The organism is Pseudomonas sp. SWRI68, assembly GCF_014269165.1.
GTDB classification, from domain to species: domain Bacteria; phylum Pseudomonadota; class Gammaproteobacteria; order Pseudomonadales; family Pseudomonadaceae; genus Aquipseudomonas; species Aquipseudomonas capeferrum.
This window is the reverse complement of sequence record NZ_JABWRU010000006.1, coordinates 64031-83908: the sequence shown is the minus strand read 5'-3', so window position 1 is coordinate 83908 and position 19878 is coordinate 64031. Positions and strand designations below refer to the sequence as shown.

Here is a 19878-nt window from a genome sequence, read left to right as displayed (position 1 = left end):
ATGCGACTGTGGATAACATGGGTAAAGCCCATGGCGGGCAATGACTGGGATTAGCTGAGCTTATGTTTGAGCGCCTTGCCGAGCTGTCGCTCGATACCCTGCGCGTGTTCGAGGCTGCGGCACGCTTGCGTGGCTTTACCGCCGCCGCGCTGGAGCTGGGCACCACGCAGCCGGCGGTGAGCCAGCAGGTGAAGCGCCTGGAGGCTCAGTTGGGTACCCGGCTGTTCGACCGGATCTACCGGGGTATCGCGCTGACCGATGCCGGCCAGGTGCTGTTCGAGCAGGTGCACCAAGGGCTGCAGGCCATGGACGACGGCCTTGCCCTGGCCAGTGGCCGGGGCCAGCGTGAGGTGCTGCAAGTGGCCACCGACTTTGCCTTCGCTGCGTTCTGGCTGATGCCCAGGCTGCAACGCTTTCATGAGGCTTATCCACAGGTGGATGTCAGCCTGGTGACGGGTGAGCGCAGCCAGGCGATGTTGCGGCCGGACATTGATGTGGCCGTGCTGTTTGGCGATGGGCGTTTTCATCAGGGCGAGAGCCGGTGGTTGTTCGATGAAGAGGTATTCCCGGTCTGCAGCCCCCGGCTGACTCATGGCAAACCCTTGTCAGCCGTGGCTTTGCAGCGTTTGCCCTTGCTTCACCTGCGCGGCGAACAAGCCAGCCGCTGGTTCGACTGGGCGGGGGTGTTTCGTGGGTTTGGCGTGGACAGCCCGCCACCGCCGGGGCAACTGCGTTTCGATAACTACACCCTGTTGATCCAGGCGGCGATTGCCGGCCAAGGGGTGGCGATTGGCTGGGGGCATCTGGTCGATGGGCTGGTGGAGCAGGGCCTGCTGTGTCGGCCACTGGAGGGCAGTTTGCGTTCGGCGCGGGGGTATTACGTGGTGTTGCCGCCACGCAAGCGGCGCGGGGCGTTGATCGAGCGGTTTGTGGGTTGGCTTGAAGACGAGCGCAATGCTTGACCCGCGAAGAGGCCTCAGGATACGAAGTTCAAATGCTCGCCCCGATGCAAGCCCAGGTCGAGCATATCCACCATCCCCGCCGCAACGTTCTCCAAATCCGCCAACTGCTGCGGCGCATTGATCAGCGTCCAGTGCAGCGCACTGCGCTGTAGCGCATCGACCACATGGTCCACGCCCTCGCGCTGTTCATCGGTGTAATGGCCTGGCCTGTCCAGCACATCGAAATCGCCCACCAGCAACAGCCGGCGTATAGTCGTACGCGCAAGCCCAGCGATCAGCGCCTCGCTCATCCGCCATTGCGCGGGCAGGTCAGCGGGTGCCAGCGCTGACACCAGCGCAACCACCGCCGAGCCCCCCGCAGCGCCCTGCTCTGCCTGGTCGGCAGCGCCCAGCCCGCCTATCTTGAAATGCAGGCCAGGGCGTGGCGCATGGCGGTTGAGGTCGTCGACCACGGCGGTAACCTCATGCTGGCGCGCCAGCAGCTCGGCGATCAGCGCACTGCCAAGGCTAGACTCGGCCCCGAACAGCACCAGCTTGAACACGGGGGTTTCGGCATTTTTCACTGCATCACCTCCTTTGCGGTGGTGATGGTTGGACCGCAATCAGGAGTTATCGTGCAGAGGATCAAGGGCTATCACGCCCACGTGTACTACGACGCATCGACCATCGAGCAGGCGCGGGCATTGTGCGAAGAGGCGGCGCGGCTGTTCCCCGTGACCATGGGGCGCATGCACCAGCAACCGGTGGGGCCGCACCCGGACTGGAGCTGCCAGTTGGCGTTCGGGCCGGAGGTGGTGGGGGTGGTGTTGCCGTGGCTGGCGTTGTATCGCAACGGGTTGGTGGTGTTTCTGCACCCGCTGACCGGGGATGAGCTGGCCGATCACCGTGATCATGCGATCTGGATGGGGGCTGTGCGGCCTTTGAAACTGTCGATTTTTGGTGGCTAGATGGGGGCCGCCATGCGGCCCATTCGCGGGGCGAGCCCCGCTCCCACAGGTCGAGTGCTTTCTGACAGATTGCAGTGGACCGGTGGGAGCGGGCTTGCCCCGCAAAGAAGGCAACGCCAATCAGCGTCGAGCGCCGCGCACACCTTCAGCCAGCGCCGAGCACAAGCTCAATACATCGTTAACAGCCTGATCCGCATCTTTGGCCTGGGCGATCTTGTCGACCAGTGCCGAGCCCACCACCACACCATCGGCCAGGCGCGCAATCGCCGCCGCCTGCTCTGGCGTGCGAATGCCAAACCCTACGCTGATCGGCAGGGCGGTATGCCGACGCAGGCGGGCAATCGCCTCGCTCACGTGCTGGGTTGTCGCAGACCCTGCACCGGTTACACCAGCCACCGACACGTAATAGACAAACCCGGAGCTGCGCTCCAGCACACGCGGCAGGCGCGCGTCGTCGGTGGTCGGTGTGGTCAGGCGGATGAAGTCGATGCCCGACGCCTGGGCCGGGGTCGCCAGCTCGGCGTCGTGCTCAGGCGGCAGGTCGACGATGATCAGGCCATCGACGCCCGCATCCTTGGCCTCGGCCACGAACTTTTCCACGCCAAAGCGGTGGATCGGGTTGTAGTAACCCATCAGTACGATCGGCGTAGCCTGGTTGCCCACGCGGAATTCGCGAACCATCTGCAGGGTCTTGGCCAAGGTCTGGCCGGCTTCCAGCGCACGCAGGGTGGCCAGCTGGATGGCGACGCCATCGGCCATCGGGTCGGTGAACGGCATGCCCAGTTCGATCACGTCGGCGCCAGCCGCTGGCAGGCCCTTGAGAATCTGCAGCGAGGCGTCGTAGCCGGGGTCACCCGCAGTTACGAAGGTGACCAGTGCCGCACGGCCTTCGGCCGCAAGTTCGGCGAAGCGTTGTTCAAGACGGCTCATGCCTGTTTCTCCTGGGCGGCCATGTGGTTCATCACGGTTTGCATGTCTTTGTCGCCGCGCCCGGACAGGCACACGACCATCAAGTGGTCCTTGGGCAGGTTCGGCGCGCGCTTGATCGCCTCGGCCAATGCGTGGGCGCTTTCCAGGGCCGGGATGATGCCTTCCAGGCGGCAGGTGGCGTGGAACGCATCCAAGGCTTCGTCGTCGGTGATGCTGACGTACTCGACGCGCTTCACTTCGTGCAGGTAGGCGTGCTCGGGGCCGATACCTGGGTAGTCCAGGCCGGCGGAAATCGAGTGGGCGTCGGTGATCTGGCCGTCAGCGTCTTGCAGCAGGTAGGTGCGGTTGCCGTGCAGGACACCCGGTACGCCACCGTTCAGGCTGGCAGCGTGCTTGTCGGTATGCACGCCGTGGCCGCCGGCTTCGACGCCGATGATCTGCACGCTTGGTTCTTCAAGGAATGCGTGGAACAGGCCCATGGCGTTGGAGCCGCCGCCGACGCAGGCGACCAGGCTGTCGGGCAGGCGCCCTTCCTTCTCTTGCAGCTGGACACGGGTTTCCTTGCCGATGATCGACTGGAAGTCGCGGACCATGGCTGGGTACGGGTGCGGGCCGGCCACGGTGCCGATCAGGTAGAAGGTGTCTTCGACGTTGGTGACCCAGTCGCGCAGGGCTTCGTTCATGGCGTCTTTGAGGGTGCCGGTGCCAGCGGTGACCGGGACGATTTCGGCGCCCAGCAAGCGCATGCGGAACACGTTCGCCTGCTGGCGCTCGATGTCGGTGGCACCCATGTAGATCACGCAAGGCAGGCCGAAACGGGCTGCAACGGTGGCGGTGGCCACGCCGTGCATGCCGGCGCCGGTTTCGGCGATCAGGCGTTTTTTGCCCATGCGCTTGGCCAGCAGCACCTGGCCGATGCAGTTGTTCACCTTGTGCGCGCCGGTGTGGTTGAGCTCTTCACGCTTGAAGAAGATTTTTGCGCCGCCGCAGTGCTCGGTCAGGCGCTCGGCGAAGTACAGCGGGTTCGGGCGGCCGATATAGTCACGCTGGAAGTAGGCCAGCTCTTCGAGAAACGCGGGGTCGGCCTTGGCCGCTTCGTATTCGCGGGCCAGGTCCAGCACCAGCGGCATCAGGGTTTCTGCCACGTAGCGGCCGCCGAACGAGCCGAACAGGCCGTTGACGTCTGGGCCAGGGCGGTATTGAGTCTGGGTCATGGGGCGCTCCAAGGCGTACTGAATGAGTGATGGGCTTTACTGTAACCACGCAACGCCCGTCTGAAAACCGATAAGATTGCGCAAACCTGTCAGGAAAACTCACAAGACAATGGCCCAGGACCTTCCCCCTCTCAATGCCCTTCGGGCCTTTGAGGCCACTGCCCGGCTGAACAGTGTCAGCCAGGCTGCCGAGGCGCTGCACGTGACGCACGGGGCAGTCAGCCGGCAGATCAAGGTACTCGAAGAACACTTGGGCGTTGCCCTGTTCGTCAAGGATGGGCGTGGCATCAAACTCACAGATGCCGGCGTGCGCCTGCGCGATGCCAGTGGCGAGGCGTTCGACAGGTTGCGGGGGGTGTGTGCCGAACTGAGCCGGGATAACCGCGAGGCGCCATTCGTGCTCGGGTGCTCCGGCAGCCTGCTGGCGCGTTGGTTTATCCCTCGGCTCGGGCGGCTCAAAGCCGACTTGCCCGAGCTGCGCCTGCACCTCTCCGCCGGGGAAGGCGACCTGGACCCCAGGCGCCCGGGGCTGGATGCCTTGCTGGTGTTTGCCGAACCGCCGTGGCCGGCGGACATGCAAGTACACGTGCTGGCCGAAGAGCGCATCGGGCCTGTGCTAAGCCCGCACTTTGCCGGGTTCGAACGCTTGCGCGGGGCAGCGCCCGACGCCTTGCTGGGCGAGGCGTTGCTGCATACCACGTCTCGTCCGCAGGCATGGCCGGCCTGGGCCGGGCAGCACGGGCTGGATGCGGGGGCCTTGCAGTTCGGCCAGGCATTCGAACACCTGTACTACCTGCTGGAGGCCGCAGTGGCCGGGCTGGGTGTGGCGATCGCGCCGCAACAGCTGGTGGCGGACGATTTACGTGCTGGAAGGTTGGCGGCACCTTGGGGTTTCTCACCCACCCGTGCCGCGCTGGCGCTGTGGGTGCCCCGACGCGCCGCAGATGGGCGCGCCGAGCAACTGGCGCAATGGCTGCGCCAGGAACTGCAGCTGCAAATCGCTTAGTTGCGCTTGTACAGCAGCCAGGCCGCCAGCAGGCCCAGTGCCCCAACGGCTACCCCGGCGGTGGTGATGGGGTGCTCCTGGGCATAGTCACGGGTGGCGATGCCGGTCTGGCGGGTGCGGGTCTTCACTTCCTCGTAGGCGTCGCTCAGCAGGCTGCGCGAATGTTTGAGAGCGCTTTCGGCATTGCTGCGGATGGCCTTTACCGACTTCTGGGACTCCTCCGATGCATCGTGCTTGAGGTTTTCCAGCGATTTCAGAAGGCTTTCGATCTCGGCTTCCATGCTTTCCAGGGATGTTTTACGCAGCGAGTTGCGATGCATGTTGAATCTCCTTCGGGGGTGGGCTGTAAGGATTGCGACTGCGCATGGCTGCGAAAGTGCGATCGAACTTTTGCCCAAGGCGACGGCTCGCAGGTAAACCAAGCCTGCGCTGCTAGGCTCAAGCAGACTGTCATCCAAGGAGAGTGCACATGTCCGATCATCACACGTACAAGAAGATCGAACTGGTAGGGTCGTCGCCCACCAGCATCGAGGACGCGATCAACAATGCCCTGGCCGAAGCGGCCAAGAGCATCAAGCACCTGGAGTGGTTCGAAGTGATCGATACCCGGGGCCACCTGCGTGACAACAAGGTCGAGCATTTTCAGGTCACGCTCAAAGTCGGCTTCCGTATTGCCAACAGCTGAAACAGTGCCGGGGTAGCTGGCGCTGGCAAGATGGGGTAATACAGAGGGGGCGCCTTAGCCGGCGCCCTCTTTGATTTTCATCTGTACAAGGAAAGCGAACGATGAAGAAAATGATTCTGGCGGCAGGCCTTATGGCGTTGGCGGGTGGTGCGCTGGCGGCGGGCAAGCCGTGTGAAGAGCTCAAGGCAGAGATTGCCGCCAAGCTGGATGCCAAGGGCGTAAATGGCTACACGCTGGAGATCGTCAAGAAAGGCGAGCCGGCGGGCAAGGTAGTTGGCAGCTGTGAAGCTGGCACCAAGGAAATTGTCTACCGGCGTGGTTGAGGGACGGCCTCTTCGCGGGGTTGCCCGCGAAGAGGGTTACTCGGCCTTCAAAGCCTGCGCCAGCAGCTCATAGGACCTGACCCGGTCCGCATGCTCATACAGGTCACAGGTAAAGATCAGCTCATCCGCCCCGGTCTGCTCCAGCAGCACCTCCACCTTGGCCCGTACCTTCTGCGGGCTGCCAATCATCGCCAGGCCCAGGAAGCTCATCACCGCGTCGCGTTCGTGAGGTAGCCACAGCCCCTCCATGCTCTCAACGGGCGGGCGCTGCATCAGGCTCTGCCCGCGAATCAGGGCAAGGATGCGTTGGTACACCGAAGTAGCCAGGTATTCGGCCTTTTCGTCGGTTTCGGCCACCACCATCGGAATGCCGAGCATCACATAGGGTTTGTCGAGCGTGGTGGAGGGCTTGAAGTGGTTGCGGTAGACGCGGATCGCCTCGTGCATGAAGCGCGGCGCGAAATGCGAGGCGAACGCGTAGGGCATGCCGCGCATGCCGGCCAGTTGGGCGCTGAACAGGCTTGAGCCGAGCAGCCACATCGGCACCTCGGTGTCATGCCCAGGCACGGCGATCACTTTTTGATCATCGGTGCGCGGGCCGAGGTAGCGTGACAGCTCCTCGACATCGTCGGGGAAGTCGTCCGCGCTGCCGGAGCGCTCGCGGCGCAGGGCGCGGGCGGTCATCTGGTCGGAGCCGGGGGCGCGGCCCAGGCCCAGGTCGATACGGCCGGGGTAGAGGCTGGCCAAGGTGCCGAACTGCTCGGCGATCACCAGCGGTGCGTGGTTGGGCAGCATCACGCCGCCGGAGCCAACGCGGATGCTCGAGGTGCCACCCGCCAGGTAGCCGATCAGCACGGAAGTCGCGGAACTGGCAATGCCATCCATGTTGTGATGCTCGGCGACCCAGAAGCGGTTGTAGCCGAAGCGTTCCACGTGCTGGGCCAGGTCCAGCGAGTTATGCAGCGACTGAGCCGGCCCGCCGTCGGCGCGCACGGGCACCAAGTCGAGGGTTGAAATTTTCAGGTCACGCAGCTGCGTCATCGGAGCCTCCTTGAACGTGGTTGGCCAGAGGCCTTTTAAACTCTGTATGGGCACATTCGGTGGATTCAATGCTTACGGTCAGATTGATCTGAACTTGCCGTACGCGGCCGGCCTCTGAACCCATAAGCATGTCACCCCAAGATATGTAAATGCAGCGACCAGGAGGCATCATGAAAAAGACAGCATCGGCGATCTGGCAAGGTGGCCTGAAGGATGGCAAGGGCCTGCTTTCTACTGAAAGCGGCGCGCTCAAGCAGAACCCCTACGGCTTCAACACCCGTTTTGAAGGCTCACCTGGGACCAACCCGGAAGAACTGATCGGCGCCGCCCATGCCGGCTGCTTCTCGATGGCGCTGTCGATGATGCTCGGCGAGGCGGGCCTGACCCCAGAGCGCATCGATACCATTGCCGAGGTGACCCTGGACAAGCAGCCCGATGGTTTCGCCATCACCGCCGTGCACCTGATTCTGAAGGCCAAGGTACCTGGGGCCAGCGAGGCGCAGTTCCTCGAGATTGCCAACAAGGCCAAGGCCGGGTGCCCGGTATCGAAGGTGCTCAATGCCACCATCAGCCTGGATGCCTCACTGGTGGGCTAGGCGGCGCAACGGGGGCGGTTTGCTGTAGTCTAAACAGCAACGGCAGCACGACTGCCCTTTCAGGAGCCATTCCATGATCCGCGTAGCAATCGCCGTGCTGGCCTCGCTGCTCGCCACGTCCGCCCTGGCGGCAGTGAAGCCGTGCGAAGAATTGAAAACCGAGATCGAGGCCAAGATCCAGGCACAGGGCGTGACGTCCTACACCCTGGAGATCGTGCCAAACAGCGAGGTCAAGGACCAGAACATGGTCGTAGGCAGCTGCGAGGGTGGTACCAAGAAGATCATCTATCAGAAGAATGATCGCTAGGGTTTAATTTGGTTGGGGGCGCAAAGCGCCCCCAACTGTCATGGAATACAAAACACGTTACTGGGCTCGTTCACTACCACTGTGCGGCTGGCGTCGTACAGCAGCACCTGCGGCTCCATCACCGGCGCGCGGGCCTCCAGGCGATAGCGCTCGCCTGCTTTGAAATTGTCATAGCGCACGGTCAGGTAGCAGGTACGGTCCCTTGGCTGGGACATCATGCCGCCGCCATAGATCTCATAATCGAAACGCACCACCAGCTCATGCTTGCCAGGTGTCACCTGGAAATAGCGGCCATCCTCCAGGCGCTTGCCGTCAAGGCGATCAGCCATGATGACTCTGCCGGGGGTGATGGTAGAAAGCTCGACCCAGGCCTGCTTGGGGTCGACGGGTGGCAAGGGGCTGGCGCAAGCCCCCAGTGCACTGAGGGCGATCAGCATCATGGGCTGGCGCATGGCAAAACTCCCACTTGCGATATACACGTTACAAGCATAGCGCCGATTGCGCGGCTCAGGTGCGTTGACAGCCTGCGGGCAAGCCTTGGCCAAGCAGTTTTTGCTGGTGATCGTAGAGTTTGACCCAAGGCCGGAAGCCAATGCTGCCCGCCTGCAACTGGTAGCGCTGCCCGGCGCTGAAGTCCTTGAAGGTCAGGTTGAGCTGGCAATCGCGCCACAGCGGCTCGTTTACCGGGCCTATATTGCTCGGGGTGACCGGAAACTGGTAGCGCACCGTCAATTCGTGGCTGCCGGGGGCGACCTCGAAGTAGCGCGTGTCGGCCCAGTCGCGTTCGTCTACCTTCACCGCATGCAGTGACGTTTCGTCCAGGGGTGTGAGGTCGACCCACGCCTGGTTCGGGTCGGGGTCCGGCAGGGTCGAGCAAGCGGACAACAGCATGAGTGTGCTGGCGGCAAACAATGGACGCATGGCGAAACTCCCCCCTGGCGAGATAGTCTTGGCGCGAATTGGCCGTGAGCGAGTCAGACAGTCCCAGATGCTTCGACTATTTCTTTTTCAGCGCTCAGGCCCTGGGCCACTCGACCGCGTTTTCACCCGCTTTGTTCCCCTGCTGGCGGCTGGTCTGCTGAACGGTTGTAGCAGTGTTGGCTATTACGGGCAGTTGGCGCAGGGCCAATGGCAGCTGTTGCGCGCGCGCCAGCCGGTGGAACAGGTGATGGCAGATCCGGCCAGCAGCCCGCAACTGCGGGCGCGCTTGCAACATGCCGAACAGGCCCGAGTGTTCGCCAGCCAGCAGCTGAAACTGCCGGACAACCGCAGCTACCGGGTTTACGCCGACCTTGGCCGCCCTTATGTGGTGTGGAACGTGTTTGCCACGCCGGAGTTGTCGTTGCAGCCGGTGACGCATTGTTTCCCGATCGCGGGCTGCGTGGCCTACCGTGGTTACTACCGCCAAGGTGCGGCGCGTGGCGCGGCGGCGTTGATGCGCCAGGCAGGCATGGATGTGTATGTGGGCGGTGTCGAGGCTTACTCGACTCTGGGCTGGTTCGACGACCCACTATTGTCTTCGATGGTCGGCTGGGGGGACGAACGGCTGGCCTCGCTGATCTTCCACGAGTTGGCCCATCAGCGCTTCTATGTGCAGGACGACACGGCGTTCAACGAGTCGTTTGCCACCTTCGTCGAGCACGAAGGCGCGCGGCAATGGCGCGCGGCACGCGGGCTTGCAGCGATCGAGGATGATCAGGCCGGGCAGCGTGACCAGTTCATTCGGCTGGTGCTGGCCAGCCGCGAACGGCTTCAGGGGATCTACGCCGGCCCCTTGGATGATGCGCACAAGCGGGCGGCGAAGCAGGCCGAGTTCGAGCGGTTGCGGCGCGAGTACCGGCAGGTGCGTGATGGCCAGTGGGGTGGGGACACGCGTTATGACGCTTGGATGTATGGGCCGATGAACAATGCCAAGCTGCTGCCGTTTGGGCTGTATGACCAGTGGGTGCCGGCGTTTGCGGCGCTGTTCCGGAAGGTTGACGGGGATTGGGCGCGGTTTTATCAGCGGGTCGAGGCGCTGGGGCGGCTGTCGGGTGAGGCGCGCAAAGCCGCGTTGGAGCGGCTTGTCGTTAGCCAATGAGATTTCGGGCCGCTGCGCGGCCCCATTCCATTTCAGGCCTTGATGAAGGCCTGATGCATCTCGGCCAGGGTGGCGAAATGGAAGGCTGGCGTCTCGGCCTTCAACTCTTCCTCGCTACCAAACCCGTACCCCACCGCCACCGCCTGCAGCCCATTGCTGCGCGCGCCGATCAGGTCATGCTTGCGATCGCCGATCATCAGCGTCTGCGCCGGGTCCAGCCCTTCTTCGTCCAGCAAGTGGCGAATCAGCTCGACCTTATTGGTGCGGGTGCCATCCAGCTCGCTGCCATAAATCACCTTGAAGTGGTGATCGAAGGCGAAATGCCGGGCGATCTCGCGGGCGAACTCCCAAGGCTTGGACGTTGCCACATACAGCGTGCGCCCCTGGCCAGTGAGGGCTTCGAGCAACGCCGGTACCCCTTCGAACACCTGGTTTTCATAAAGGCCGGTGACGCGGAAGCGCTCGCGATAGAAATTCACCGCCTCCCACGCCTTGGCTTCGTCAAAGCTGTAAAACTGCATGAACGCCTGCAGCAAGGGCGGGCCGATGAAGTGTTCGAGGCGGGTCAGGTCCGGCTCGTCGATACCCAGTTTGGCCAACGCATACTGGATGGAGCGGGTGATGCCCAGCCGTGGGTCGGTCAGGGTGCCGTCGAGGTCGAAGAGGATGTTCTGCTGGTGCATGTAAGCGGTTCCACTCAAGTCATTCGGGTTGGTCGTAGCCTTCGGCCAAGTGCTGGTCCTTGAGCTTGACGTAGTTGCCGGCGCTGTAGGGGAAGAACGCGCGCTCCTTGTCGGTCAGCGGCCGGGCCTGTTTCACCGGGCTGCCAACATACAGGAAGCCGCTGAGCAGGCGCTTGCCGGGCGGTACCAGGCTGCCGGCGCCGATGATCACCTCGTCCTCGACGATGGCGCCATCCATGATTGTGCTGCCCATGCCGACCAGGATGCGATTGCCCAGGGTACAGCCGTGCAGCATCACCTTGTGGCCGATGGTCACCTCATCACCGATGATCAGCGGGAAGCCGTCGGGGTTGAAAGGGCCGGCATGGGTGATGTGCAGCACGCTACCGTCCTGCACGCTGGTGCGGGCGCCGATGCGGATGCGGTGCATATCGCCGCGTACTACAGTCAAAGGCCAGACCGAGCTGTCTTCGCCAATCTCCACATCGCCCAGCACCACCGCCGAGCGGTCGATGAAGGCCCGTGGTCCAACTTTCGGAGTGTGTTGCTGGAAGCTTCGGATGGCCATGATAGGGTCTCTCATCTGTGCCGATAGGCAGGCTGCCTGCTGCGGTCGGCGTCGATTGTAATTAAGATGGTCCAGTGTTTCTTCTGCCAAGGTATCCAAACCGTGAGTGCGAACAACCCGCTTCTGCAGCCCTACGATCTGCCGCCCTTCTCGGCGATCCGTGCCGAACACGTGCTGCCGGCCATCGAAGAGATCCTGGCCGACAACCGCAAAGCCATTGCCGAGATTCTCGAACAGCAAGGCAAGACCCCTTCCTGGGCAGGCCTGGTGCTGGCCATGGACGAACTCAATGACCGCCTGGGCGCTGCCTGGAGCCCGGTCAGCCACCTCAATGCCGTGTGCAACAGCAAGGAACTGCGCGAGGCCTACGAGTCTTGCCTGCCGGCGCTGAGCGCCTACTCTACCGAACTGGGCCAGAATCGTGCGCTGTTCGACGCCTACCAGGCCCTGGCCAACAGCCCGGAGGCGGCTGGCTTCGATGTGGCGCAAAAGACCATCCTCGAACATGCCCTGCGTGATTTCCGCCTTTCGGGCATCGACCTGCCTGCCGACAAGCAGCAGCGCTACGCCGAAGTGCAGAGCAAGCTCAGCGAACTGGGCAGCCGCTTCTCCAACCAGCTGCTCGATGCCACCCAGGCCTGGACCAAGCACGTCACCGACGAAGCCGCGCTGGACGGCTTGACCGACTCGGCCAAGGCGCAGATGGCCGCCGCCGCCCAGGCAAAAGCGCTCGACGGCTGGCTGATCACCCTGGAGTTCCCCAGCTACTACGCGGTGATGACCTACGCCACCGATCGCGCCCTGCGCGAAGAGCTGTATGCCGCCTACTGCACCCGCGCTTCGGACCAAGGCCCCAATGCCGGCCAGTTCGACAATGGCCCGGTGATGCAGGAAATCCTCGACCTGCGCCAAGAGCTGGCCACACTGCTGGGCTACCCGAACTACGCCGAGTTGAGCCTGGCCACCAAGATGGCCGAGTCCAGCGACCAGGTGCTGAGCTTCCTGCGTGACCTGGCCAAGCGTTCCAAGCCGTTCGCTGCCCAGGACCTGGAGCAGCTCAAGGCCTATGCCGCCGAGCAGGGCTGCCCGCAACTGGCCAGCTGGGATGCCGGTTACTTCGGCGAGAAGCTGCGCGAGCAACGCTACAGCGTGTCGCAGGAAACCCTGCGTGCCTACTTCCCGATCGACAAGGTGTTGTCTGGCCTGTTCAGCATCGTCCAGCGCCTGTATGGCATCGAAATCGCCGAACTCAAAGGCTTCGACAGCTGGCACCCGGACGTGCGCCTGTTCGAAATCAAGGAACACGGCCAGCACGTCGGCCGTTTCTTCTTCGACCTCTATGCCCGCGCCAACAAGCGTGGCGGCGCCTGGATGGACGGTGCGCGCGACCGTCGCCGTACCGTCGATGGCGTGCTGCAGAGCCCGGTGGCCAACCTGGTGTGCAACTTCAACCCGGCCGCGCCAGGCAAGCCTGCGCTGTTGACCCACGATGAAGTCACCACCCTGTTCCACGAGTTCGGCCACGGCCTGCACCACCTGCTGACCCGCATCGACCACGCGGGTGTGTCTGGCATCAACGGCGTAGCCTGGGATGCAGTCGAGCTGCCGAGCCAGTTCATGGAAAACTGGTGCTGGGAGCCGGAAGGCCTGGCGCTGATCTCCGGCCATTACGAAAGCGGCGCTGCCCTGCCCCAGGACCTGCTGGACAAGATGCTGGCCGCCAAGAACTTCCAGTCCGGCATGATGATGGTGCGCCAGCTGGAGTTCTCGCTGTTTGACTTCGAGCTGCACGCCACCCATGGCGATGGCCGCAGCGTGCTGCAGGTGCTCGAAGGCGTGCGCGACGAGGTGTCGGTCATGCGCCCACCGGCGTACAACCGCTTCCCCAACAGCTTCGCGCACATTTTCGCGGGCGGTTACGCGGCGGGCTACTACAGCTACAAGTGGGCCGAGGTATTGTCGGCTGACGCCTTCTCCCGCTTCGAAGAAGAAGGCGTGCTCAATGCCGACACTGGCCGTGCCTTCCGCGAGGCGATCCTGGCCCGAGGCGGGTCGCGTGAGCCGATGGTGCTGTTCGTCGACTTCCGTGGCCGTGAACCTTCCATCGATGCATTGCTGCGCCATTGCGGGCTGAGCGAGGACGCAGCGGCATGAGTGAGGTAGCTGTGAACAAGACCAAGAAACGCTTCATCGCCGGGGCCGTGTGCCCGGCGTGCAGCGAGCCGGACAAGTTGATGATGTGGAACGAGGACGGTGTACCGCACCGTGAGTGCGTGGCCTGTGGTTTCACCGATACCTTGAATGAACAAGGCCTGTCGGTACCGTCGGAGCTCGGTACCCGGGTCAACCACCTGGCGCCCAAGGCGGCGCCGGCCAAGGTGCAGACGGTGCAGTTCTTCCCCAACCCCAAATTGAAGAAACCGGCTGAGTGAAGCCGTCTTGCCACCCGGGCCTTGGCCTGGGTGGCAGGTTTCAGCTCGACCCTGGGTGTTAGATAGTCAGGCCAGCGCCTGCCCGCTGGTGGCGCATGCTCGCTTGCTCCAATCAGAGCAAGGTAAACAGTGATGGACACCCGCAACCCCCTTCTGCAACCCAGCAACGTACCTGTCGATTACGACGCGGTGACGCTGGATAACCTGCGTGCAGCGTTCGACTACGCGCTATCGGCTCATCAACAAGGTATCGCCCAAGCCCTCCTGGCTCAGCAGTCCATGCCGACCTGGGATGACCTGGTCATGGCGATCGATGACCTGGATGCACAACTGCTGGCGGTGCTGTATGCGGCTTCACCGCTGATGTACAAGGGTGCGCCATGGGTCGAACTGGTTGAAGAGTTGTACGGCGCCATGCTTGAGCGCTTCGAGCAGAAGATGGCCGACCCTACCTTGCAAGCCTTGTATGAGCGCCTGGCCAACAGCGCCATTGGCAAGCATTTGGACGCGCACAAGCAAGCGACCCTGCGCTGGTACCGTCACAACTTCGCCTTGCACGGTGCCTTGCTCGATGCCCCAGGCCGCATGCAACTTGCGGCCATCAATGCCCAGGTACGCGAGCTTGCCGGGCGTTTTGCCCAGAACATGGCGCGCCCGGGCACGCTCATCCTCGACGCCGGGCAATTGCAAGGCCTTGCTCCACGGTTGTTGGGCGAGCTGCAAGCCCAAGCGCTGCAGGTTGGGCAAGCCGGCTGGTTGATACCCGCAGACCAATACGTGACCAACACGGTCCTTGAACATGCCGCGAACCGTAGCCTTCGGGAGCAGATCTACCGCCACCAGCACAGCCGTGGGGTCAGCGCCGAGGTGCAGCATGACAATGGTCAGCTCTTGCTGCAGTTGGCCCAGGTGCGTGAACAGAAGGCACATCTGCTGGGCTATGCCGACTACCCGTCACTAAGCCTGCACTCGAAAAGTGCCGGCGGCCTTGCCCAGGTTCTGCACTTTCTGCACGGCCTGGCAGCGCGCGTCAAACCGGTCATGGAAAAGCACCGTGTGCACGTGCAAGCGCTTGCTGACAAGAACGGCCTGGACACGGCGCAGCCATGGGACAGGCGCTACCTGCATCGGCTCGAAAACCCGGCTGGGCAGGCGCTCTCCATGGACAGCGTGCGAGCGTACTTTGCCCTGGACAACGTGATCGAGGCCTTGCTGACGCTTGCGCAACGGCTGTTTGGCCTGGTCTTGGTCCGCAAGTCACTGGCGACATGGCATGCCAGCGTCCAGGCGTACGAAGTCTGGCTGGACAATGCACTGACTGGCTTCCTTTACTTGGATGTCGTGCAATACCCAGGCAAGCAGCCGGGCCAGGTCGAAACCCGTTACATCCGTAACCGTCGGGTCGATGCCGAAGGGCGTTTCCACCCGGCCACCGTGGCGGTCTTCAGCGATATTCCCTCGACCATTGATGGTACCCCGCCCTTGCTCGACCACATGGCGCTGCGCAAGCTGTTCCATGAGTTCGGGCATGCCTTGCACCATCTGCTGGTGCGCACCAACAATCAGGTGCTTTCCAATGTCAGCGCGCTTGGCGCCGATGGTGTCGAGGTGTTCGGCAAGCTGTTCGAGCGCTGGGCGTGGGATGCTGGCTACCTGGCTGGCATTTCTGCGAACGCAGAGGCTGGCCAGCTGGACGCGCAGCAGTTGGCCGCCTGCCTGGATGGCCTTCGCCAAGGGGCTGTCACGGACACTGCCGAGACCTTGGCGATGGCGCTGTTCGATCTGGATTTGCATGCCACGCCGAATGACGGCAGGCGCGTGCGGCAGCGCCTGGAGGATGCCCGGGCGCGGTGCGGGTACTGGCCGCTGGAAGCATACGAGCATCCGGCCCATGCATTCGATTACCTGCTGGATTACTACGACGCTGGCTACTACGCCTACCTGTGGTCTGATGTGCTCGCATTCGATCTGTTCTCGCGTTTTCAAGCCAGCGGCCTGCTAGACCGGGCAACGGGGCGTGATTTGCAAATGGCGTTGCTTGAGCCTGGCGCTTCCCGGCCATTGCTTGAAGGTATGCAGGCATTTTTGGGCCGCGCGGTGAGTCACGAGCCTTTCCTGCGCTGGCATGGTCTGATTTGAGCCTGTACTGACCAGAGGTGCTGGCATGGATGCCCGCTTCTTTGTACTGTATATAAACACAGTACAGGGGCGCACCATGTTACCTCCAACACCGCAAAAAGGCCGTGGTACGGCGCACAATCCGCACAACCGCTTCGCCCCCAACCACTCGGTGGTGGAGGATGACGGCTGGTACCAGGAGGTGCCGATCAGCCAAGGCACCGAGGTGCGAATCGAGACGGCAAAGACGGTCATCAGCCGCAACACCTCGCCCGATCTGCCATTCGACCGCTCCATCAACCCCTATCGGGGCTGCGAGCATGGCTGCATCTACTGCTACGCACGCCCCTCACACGCGTATTGGGACCTTTCCCCAGGGCTGGATTTCGAAACCAAGCTGATCGCCAAGACCAACGCGGCCGAAGTGCTCGAACAACAGCTGAGCAAGCCGGGCTACGTCTGCGCGCCCATCAACCTGGGCTCCAATACCGACCCCTACCAGCCCATCGAGCGTGATCACCTGCTGACCCGCCGCTTGCTGGAGGTACTCCTGCGCTTCCGGCACCCGGTGACCATCGTCACCAAGGGTTCGCTGGTACTGCGTGATCTGGACCTGTTGGCCGAGATGGCCAGCCAGCGCCTGGCGCGGGTGATGATCAGCCTGACGACGCTGGATGACGACGTGAAGCGGGTGCTGGAACCGCGGGCGGCCTCGCCCAAGGCGCGGTTGCGGGCGATCCGGGTGCTGCGCGAGGCGGGGGTGCCGGTGGGGGTCTTGTGTTCGCCGATGATTCCGATGATCAACGACAGCGAACTGGAGCGCTTGCTCGAGGCCGCCAAGGAAGCGGGTGCCCAGAGCGCAGCCTACATGATGTTGCGCCTGCCGCTGGAAGTGGCGCCGCTGTTCGAGCAATGGTTGCAGGACCATTACCCCCAGCGTGCGGCCCATGTGTTGAGCCTGATTCGCCAGAGCCGCGGCGGTGAGCTGTATGACAGCCGCTTTGGTAAACGGATGCGTGGCGAGGGCATTTTTGCCGAGCTGCTGGCTCAGCGTTTTGCCAAGGCCTCACGCAAACTGGCATTCGAAGGGCGTGAAGCGCAGGCACTCGATTGCTCCAGGTTCTGCCCGCCTGGTGGCCAGTTGGCATTGTTCTGACCGTGTTGGCGCGTGGTCCATGGGCTGTGTCCAGGAGCAACCCCAGTGCCACTAATCCAAGTGAATAATCACAGTAATAGTACTAGGCAACTGATGTTTTTTTGCTATTATTCAGACCCCGCCTTATCTATCTGGAACGCCTGTTCTAGAGCCTCCGAATTAAGTTTCAGTTAAGTTTTCCCCGTTAGCGTAGGCAATCAGTCAACGAAGACTGTGATTTGTGGCCTGTGCGTGTCATCTAAATCCCTGCATAGCCAGAATCTTTCACCGGTAAAATGGATTTACCTACACACCGCCAAGAGGATGAATCATGCCCGTCAAGGACCCATCCAAGGTCGCTCCGGATGTACCCGCCGAGGGCGCCGATGCCGCTCTGAAGCACATCGTCGACGGCTTCCTGCGCTTTCATCATGACGTCTTCCCCGAGCAGCAAGAGCTGTTCAAGAAGCTCGCCACCGCGCAAACGCCACGCGCGATGTTCATCACCTGCGCCGACTCGCGGATCGTCCCCGAGCTGATTACCCAAAGCTCGCCCGGCGACCTGTTCGTGACCCGTAACGTCGGTAACGTAGTGCCCCCGTATGGCCAGATGAACGGCGGCGTTTCCAGCGCCATCGAATACGCCGTACTGGCCCTGGGCGTGCACCACATCATTGTCTGTGGCCACTCCGACTGCGGCGCGATGCGTGCGGTACTCAACCCGCAATCGCTGACCAAGATGCCGACCGTTTCCGCCTGGCTGCGCCACGCTGAAGTGGCACGCACCGTGGTCGAGAACAACTGCTCTTGCGGCAGCGAGCACGAGACCATGCAGGTGCTGACCAAGGAAAACGTCATCGCCCAGCTGCATCACCTGCGCACGCACCCATCGGTTGCCTCGCGCCTGGCGGCCGGTGAGCTGTACATCCACGGTTGGGTCTACGACATCGAGACCAGCAAGATCGAAGCCTATGATGCTGCCAGCGACAGCTTTCTGCCCCTGGCGGCGGGCGAGCCGGTGCCCTGCGCTACTCCGAGAGGCCGCTACTAAGCGACCCTGACACCGTCAAAACCTTGATAGCCGGCTGCACCCTCTGGGGTGTGGCGCGGCCTTCGGCTGCCTTGAAATCCCTGACTGCCCTGCCGGCATGCTCGCTGGCGGCCCGCGCCTGCGCGCCTTTCAGGGGCCAACGTGCCCACGGCCAGAGGAATGGCCGTGCAACAGAAAATGGAGAAACAGGGTGAACATTACACAGTTGAAAGCGGCCTTGCCGCGAGAGTTGTTAGCGTCGGTGGTGGTATTTCTGGTTGCCCTGCCCTTGTGCATGGGCATCGCCATCGCATCGGGCATGCCGCCCGCCAAAGGCCTGATCACCGGCATCATCGGCGGGCTGGTGGTGGGCTTTCTGGCGGGTTCGCCGCTGCAGGTCAGTGGCCCGGCCGCGGGCCTGGCGGTGCTGGTGTTCGAGCTGGTGCGCCAGCACGGCGTGGCCATGCTCGGGCCGATCCTGCTGCTGGCCGGGCTGCTGCAGTTGTTGGCCGGGCGCTTTCGCCTGGGCTGCTGGTTCCGCGTCACTGCACCGGCAGTGGTGTACGGCATGCTGGCGGGTATCGGCGTGCTGATCGTGTTGTCACAGGTGCATGTGATGTTCGACACATCGCCGCAGCCTTCGGGCCTGCAGAACCTGTTGGCGTTTCCTTCGACGCTGGCGGCTGCCCTGCCGATGGAAAGCGCAGGCGCGGGCTGGCAAGCCGGTGCGCTTGGCCTGGGCACCATTGCGGTGATGTGGGGCTGGGAGCGCTTGCGGCCACAGAAGCTGCGCTTTATCCCCGGTGCCTTGCTGGGCGTGGCGGCAATGACGGCCATCAGCATGTGGCTGGCCCTGCCGGTGAATCGGGTGCAGGTACCGGCAGACCTTTCCGAGGCCATCGACTGGATCCGCCTGGATGACCTGATGAAACTGGCCGACCCTACCCTGCTGGTAGCTGCATTCGCCCTGGCCTTCATCGCCAGTGCCGAGACCTTGCTGTCGGCTGCCGCGGTTGACCGCATGCACAGCGGCCAGCGCTCGGACTTCGACCGTGAGCTGTCGGCCCAGGGCATCGGCAACATGCTCTGCGGTGTGCTGGGCGCCTTGCCGATGACCGGGGTGATCGTGCGCAGTTCGGCGAATGTCCAGGCCGGCGCACAAACCCGTGCCTCGGCGATCTTCCACGGCCTGTGGTTGTTGGCGTTCGTCGTGGTGTTGAGCAGCGTGCTGCAGCAGATCCCGGTGGCCAGCCTGGCGGGCGTGCTGGTGTTTACCGGCGTCAAGCTGGTGGACTTCAAGGCGTTTCGTGGGTTGGGCCGGTACGGCCGGATGCCGATGTTCACCTATGCAGCGACCGCCTTGGCGATCATTTTCACCGACCTGCTGACCGGCGTGCTGCTGGGCTTTGCCTTGACCCTGCTGAAGCTGGCGTTCAAGGCGGCGCGGCTGAAGATCAACCTGGTGAGCCTGGCCAAGCCTGGGCACATGGAATTGCGCCTGAGTGGCGCAGCAACATTCCTCAAGGTGCCGGCATTGACCCAGGTGCTGGATACGGTGCCGGCGGGGACCACCTTGCATGTGCCGTTGGGCAACCTCAGCTACATCGACCACTCGTGCCTGGAACTGCTTGAGGACTGGAGCCGCAGCAATGCAGCCAATGGCTCGCGGTTGCTGATCGAGCAGCGGCGGTTGAAGCGGCGCATCGAGGGGCGCTTGCGGACGACGGCGGGGGTGGGCGCTTAGTATTCAGCTGTTGTGTTGCCTGAGCGGGCCTCTTCGCGGGCTTGCCCCGCGATGAGGCCAGATCAGACTGCATCAAT

General features: G+C 63.0%; 23 protein-coding genes. 14 read left to right on the top strand and 9 right to left on the bottom strand.

All coding sequences use genetic code 11. The annotated features are described in order from the left end of the window. Positions 1–62: 62 nt before the first annotated feature. Entirely contained in the window at positions 63–962 is a 900-nt protein-coding gene (locus tag HU770_RS11350; protein ID WP_033702472.1) for a LysR family transcriptional regulator, read from the top strand. Between the two features lie 14 nt (positions 963–976). Here the strand turns inward: HU770_RS11350 and HU770_RS11345 are convergent, their stop codons facing one another. Then, positions 977–1525: an NAD(P)H-binding protein gene (locus HU770_RS11345; protein ID WP_186655401.1), complete on the bottom strand. Its 549-nt coding sequence runs from the start codon at positions 1523–1525 to the stop codon at positions 977–979. 51 nt (positions 1526–1576) lie between these two features. Here HU770_RS11345 and HU770_RS11340 point away from each other — a divergent pair, with 51 nt between their 5' ends. Further along, positions 1577–1909 (top strand): DOPA 4,5-dioxygenase family protein, encoded by a 333-nt coding sequence (locus tag HU770_RS11340; RefSeq protein WP_186655399.1) that lies wholly within the window; start codon positions 1577–1579, stop codon positions 1907–1909. Positions 1910–2029: 120 nt separating this feature from the next. Here HU770_RS11340 and trpA read toward each other — a convergent pair whose 3' ends face one another. Both trpA and trpB read right to left on the bottom strand, forming a co-directional pair. Next, positions 2030–2839 (bottom strand): tryptophan synthase subunit alpha, encoded by an 810-nt coding sequence (trpA, locus tag HU770_RS11335; protein WP_033702475.1) that lies wholly within the window; start codon positions 2837–2839, stop codon positions 2030–2032. Beyond that, positions 2836–4053 carry a tryptophan synthase subunit beta gene (gene trpB, locus HU770_RS11330; RefSeq protein ID WP_186663685.1) on the bottom strand — a complete coding sequence of 406 codons (1218 nt, stop codon included), beginning with the start codon at positions 4051–4053 and terminating at the stop codon, positions 2836–2838. The genes trpA and trpB overlap by 4 nt, the downstream gene beginning before the upstream one ends. 109 nt (positions 4054–4162) lie before the next feature. Between trpB and HU770_RS11325 the strand changes: the two genes are divergently transcribed. Further along, positions 4163–5059: a LysR family transcriptional regulator gene (locus tag HU770_RS11325; protein WP_186663684.1), complete on the top strand. Its 897-nt coding sequence runs from the start codon at positions 4163–4165 to the stop codon at positions 5057–5059. Here the strand turns inward: HU770_RS11325 and HU770_RS11320 are convergent. Next, complete coding sequence (locus HU770_RS11320) at positions 5056–5379, bottom strand: DUF883 family protein (RefSeq protein WP_027592031.1); 324 nt, start codon at positions 5377–5379, stop codon at positions 5056–5058. The genes HU770_RS11325 and HU770_RS11320 overlap by 4 nt on opposite strands. A 149-nt stretch (positions 5380–5528) precedes the next feature. Here HU770_RS11320 and HU770_RS11315 point away from each other — a divergent pair, with 149 nt between their 5' ends. Then, positions 5529–5744 (top strand): dodecin, encoded by a 216-nt coding sequence (locus HU770_RS11315; protein WP_033702479.1) that lies wholly within the window; start codon positions 5529–5531, stop codon positions 5742–5744. Positions 5745–5845: 101 nt separating this feature from the next. Continuing rightward, complete coding sequence (locus HU770_RS11310) at positions 5846–6067, top strand: DUF1161 domain-containing protein (protein ID WP_033702480.1); 222 nt, start codon at positions 5846–5848, stop codon at positions 6065–6067. A 36-nt stretch (positions 6068–6103) separates the two neighbouring features. Here HU770_RS11310 and HU770_RS11305 read toward each other — a convergent pair whose 3' ends face one another. Beyond that, positions 6104–7108 (bottom strand): LLM class flavin-dependent oxidoreductase, encoded by a 1005-nt coding sequence (locus HU770_RS11305; RefSeq protein ID WP_186663683.1) that lies wholly within the window; start codon positions 7106–7108, stop codon positions 6104–6106. A 170-nt stretch (positions 7109–7278) separates the two neighbouring features. On the opposite strand from HU770_RS11305, the gene HU770_RS11300 reads away from it, so the two are divergent. Further along, positions 7279–7704, top strand: coding sequence for an OsmC family protein (locus HU770_RS11300; RefSeq protein WP_033702482.1), 426 nt, complete (start codon positions 7279–7281; stop codon positions 7702–7704). Between the two features lie 73 nt (positions 7705–7777). Then, entirely contained in the window at positions 7778–8011 is a 234-nt protein-coding gene (locus HU770_RS11295) for a DUF1161 domain-containing protein (protein WP_033702483.1), read from the top strand. A 38-nt stretch (positions 8012–8049) separates the two neighbouring features. Here the strand turns inward: HU770_RS11295 and HU770_RS11290 are convergent, their stop codons facing one another. Together HU770_RS11290 and HU770_RS11285 are read right to left on the bottom strand one after the other, a co-directional pair. Continuing rightward, the gene (locus HU770_RS11290; RefSeq protein WP_033702484.1) at positions 8050–8463 is read right to left on the bottom strand and encodes a hypothetical protein; all 414 of its coding nucleotides are present in this window, start codon (positions 8461–8463) and stop codon (positions 8050–8052) included. Positions 8464–8518: 55 nt separating this feature from the next. Further along, the gene (locus HU770_RS11285) at positions 8519–8932 is read right to left on the bottom strand and encodes a hypothetical protein (RefSeq protein WP_186663682.1); all 414 of its coding nucleotides are present in this window, start codon (positions 8930–8932) and stop codon (positions 8519–8521) included. Positions 8933–8999: 67 nt separating this feature from the next. On the opposite strand from HU770_RS11285, the gene HU770_RS11280 reads away from it, so the two are divergent. Then, entirely contained in the window at positions 9000–10091 is a 1092-nt protein-coding gene (locus tag HU770_RS11280; RefSeq protein ID WP_238347472.1) for an aminopeptidase, read from the top strand. 32 nt (positions 10092–10123) lie between these two features. Here the strand turns inward: HU770_RS11280 and HU770_RS11275 are convergent, their stop codons facing one another. Both HU770_RS11275 and HU770_RS11270 read right to left on the bottom strand, forming a co-directional pair. Continuing rightward, positions 10124–10774 carry an HAD family hydrolase gene (locus HU770_RS11275; protein ID WP_033702488.1) on the bottom strand — a complete coding sequence of 217 codons (651 nt, stop codon included), beginning with the start codon at positions 10772–10774 and terminating at the stop codon, positions 10124–10126. 19 nt (positions 10775–10793) lie between these two features. Next, entirely contained in the window at positions 10794–11342 is a 549-nt protein-coding gene (locus tag HU770_RS11270) for a gamma carbonic anhydrase family protein (protein ID WP_033702489.1), read from the bottom strand. A 102-nt stretch (positions 11343–11444) separates the two neighbouring features. On the opposite strand from HU770_RS11270, the gene prlC reads away from it, so the two are divergent. From prlC to HU770_RS11240, 6 genes are all read left to right on the top strand, one after another. Then, complete coding sequence (gene prlC, locus HU770_RS11265) at positions 11445–13496, top strand: oligopeptidase A (RefSeq protein WP_346014122.1); 2052 nt, start codon at positions 11445–11447, stop codon at positions 13494–13496. Continuing rightward, positions 13493–13774 carry a YheV family putative zinc ribbon protein gene (locus HU770_RS11260; protein ID WP_186655386.1) on the top strand — a complete coding sequence of 94 codons (282 nt, stop codon included), beginning with the start codon at positions 13493–13495 and terminating at the stop codon, positions 13772–13774. The genes prlC and HU770_RS11260 overlap by 4 nt, the downstream gene beginning before the upstream one ends. A 132-nt stretch (positions 13775–13906) precedes the next feature. Next, on the top strand, positions 13907–15913 hold the full coding sequence (locus HU770_RS11255) for a M3 family metallopeptidase (RefSeq protein ID WP_186663679.1): 2007 nt from the start codon (positions 13907–13909) through the stop codon (positions 15911–15913). A gap of 76 nt (positions 15914–15989) precedes the next feature. Further along, positions 15990–17048: a PA0069 family radical SAM protein gene (locus tag HU770_RS11250; RefSeq protein ID WP_186663678.1), complete on the top strand. Its 1059-nt coding sequence runs from the start codon at positions 15990–15992 to the stop codon at positions 17046–17048. Between the two features lie 310 nt (positions 17049–17358). Continuing rightward, positions 17359–18078: a carbonic anhydrase gene (locus HU770_RS11245; RefSeq protein ID WP_033702506.1), complete on the top strand. Its 720-nt coding sequence runs from the start codon at positions 17359–17361 to the stop codon at positions 18076–18078. 190 nt (positions 18079–18268) lie between these two features. After that, the gene (locus HU770_RS11240; RefSeq protein WP_033702507.1) at positions 18269–19801 is read left to right on the top strand and encodes a SulP family inorganic anion transporter; all 1533 of its coding nucleotides are present in this window, start codon (positions 18269–18271) and stop codon (positions 19799–19801) included. Positions 19802–19878 lie beyond the last annotated feature (77 nt).

What these genes read in the sequence shown, in the direction of transcription:
- HU770_RS11350 (WP_033702472.1), top strand. Translation starts at nt 63, where the DNA reads ATGTTTGAGCGCCTTGCCGAGCTGTCGCTCGATACCCTGCGCGTGTTC.
- trpA (WP_033702475.1), bottom strand. Translation starts at nt 2,839, where the DNA reads ATGAGCCGTCTTGAACAACGCTTCGCCGAACTTGCGGCCGAAGGCCGT.
- trpB (WP_186663685.1), bottom strand. Translation starts at nt 4,053, where the DNA reads ATGACCCAGACTCAATACCGCCCTGGCCCAGACGTCAACGGCCTGTTC.
- HU770_RS11325 (WP_186663684.1), top strand. Translation starts at nt 4,163, where the DNA reads ATGGCCCAGGACCTTCCCCCTCTCAATGCCCTTCGGGCCTTTGAGGCC.
- HU770_RS11320 (WP_027592031.1), bottom strand. Translation starts at nt 5,379, where the DNA reads ATGCATCGCAACTCGCTGCGTAAAACATCCCTGGAAAGCATGGAAGCC.
- HU770_RS11315 (WP_033702479.1), top strand. Translation starts at nt 5,529, where the DNA reads ATGTCCGATCATCACACGTACAAGAAGATCGAACTGGTAGGGTCGTCG.
- HU770_RS11310 (WP_033702480.1), top strand. Translation starts at nt 5,846, where the DNA reads ATGAAGAAAATGATTCTGGCGGCAGGCCTTATGGCGTTGGCGGGTGGT.
- HU770_RS11305 (WP_186663683.1), bottom strand. Translation starts at nt 7,108, where the DNA reads ATGACGCAGCTGCGTGACCTGAAAATTTCAACCCTCGACTTGGTGCCC.
- HU770_RS11300 (WP_033702482.1), top strand. Translation starts at nt 7,279, where the DNA reads ATGAAAAAGACAGCATCGGCGATCTGGCAAGGTGGCCTGAAGGATGGC.
- HU770_RS11295 (WP_033702483.1), top strand. Translation starts at nt 7,778, where the DNA reads ATGATCCGCGTAGCAATCGCCGTGCTGGCCTCGCTGCTCGCCACGTCC.
- HU770_RS11290 (WP_033702484.1), bottom strand. Translation starts at nt 8,463, where the DNA reads ATGCGCCAGCCCATGATGCTGATCGCCCTCAGTGCACTGGGGGCTTGC.
- HU770_RS11285 (WP_186663682.1), bottom strand. Translation starts at nt 8,932, where the DNA reads ATGCGTCCATTGTTTGCCGCCAGCACACTCATGCTGTTGTCCGCTTGC.
- HU770_RS11280 (WP_238347472.1), top strand. Translation starts at nt 9,000, where the DNA reads ATGCTTCGACTATTTCTTTTTCAGCGCTCAGGCCCTGGGCCACTCGAC.
- HU770_RS11275 (WP_033702488.1), bottom strand. Translation starts at nt 10,774, where the DNA reads ATGCACCAGCAGAACATCCTCTTCGACCTCGACGGCACCCTGACCGAC.
- HU770_RS11270 (WP_033702489.1), bottom strand. Translation starts at nt 11,342, where the DNA reads ATGGCCATCCGAAGCTTCCAGCAACACACTCCGAAAGTTGGACCACGG.
- HU770_RS11260 (WP_186655386.1), top strand. Translation starts at nt 13,493, where the DNA reads ATGAGTGAGGTAGCTGTGAACAAGACCAAGAAACGCTTCATCGCCGGG.
- HU770_RS11255 (WP_186663679.1), top strand. Translation starts at nt 13,907, where the DNA reads ATGGACACCCGCAACCCCCTTCTGCAACCCAGCAACGTACCTGTCGAT.
- HU770_RS11250 (WP_186663678.1), top strand. Translation starts at nt 15,990, where the DNA reads ATGTTACCTCCAACACCGCAAAAAGGCCGTGGTACGGCGCACAATCCG.
- HU770_RS11245 (WP_033702506.1), top strand. Translation starts at nt 17,359, where the DNA reads ATGCCCGTCAAGGACCCATCCAAGGTCGCTCCGGATGTACCCGCCGAG.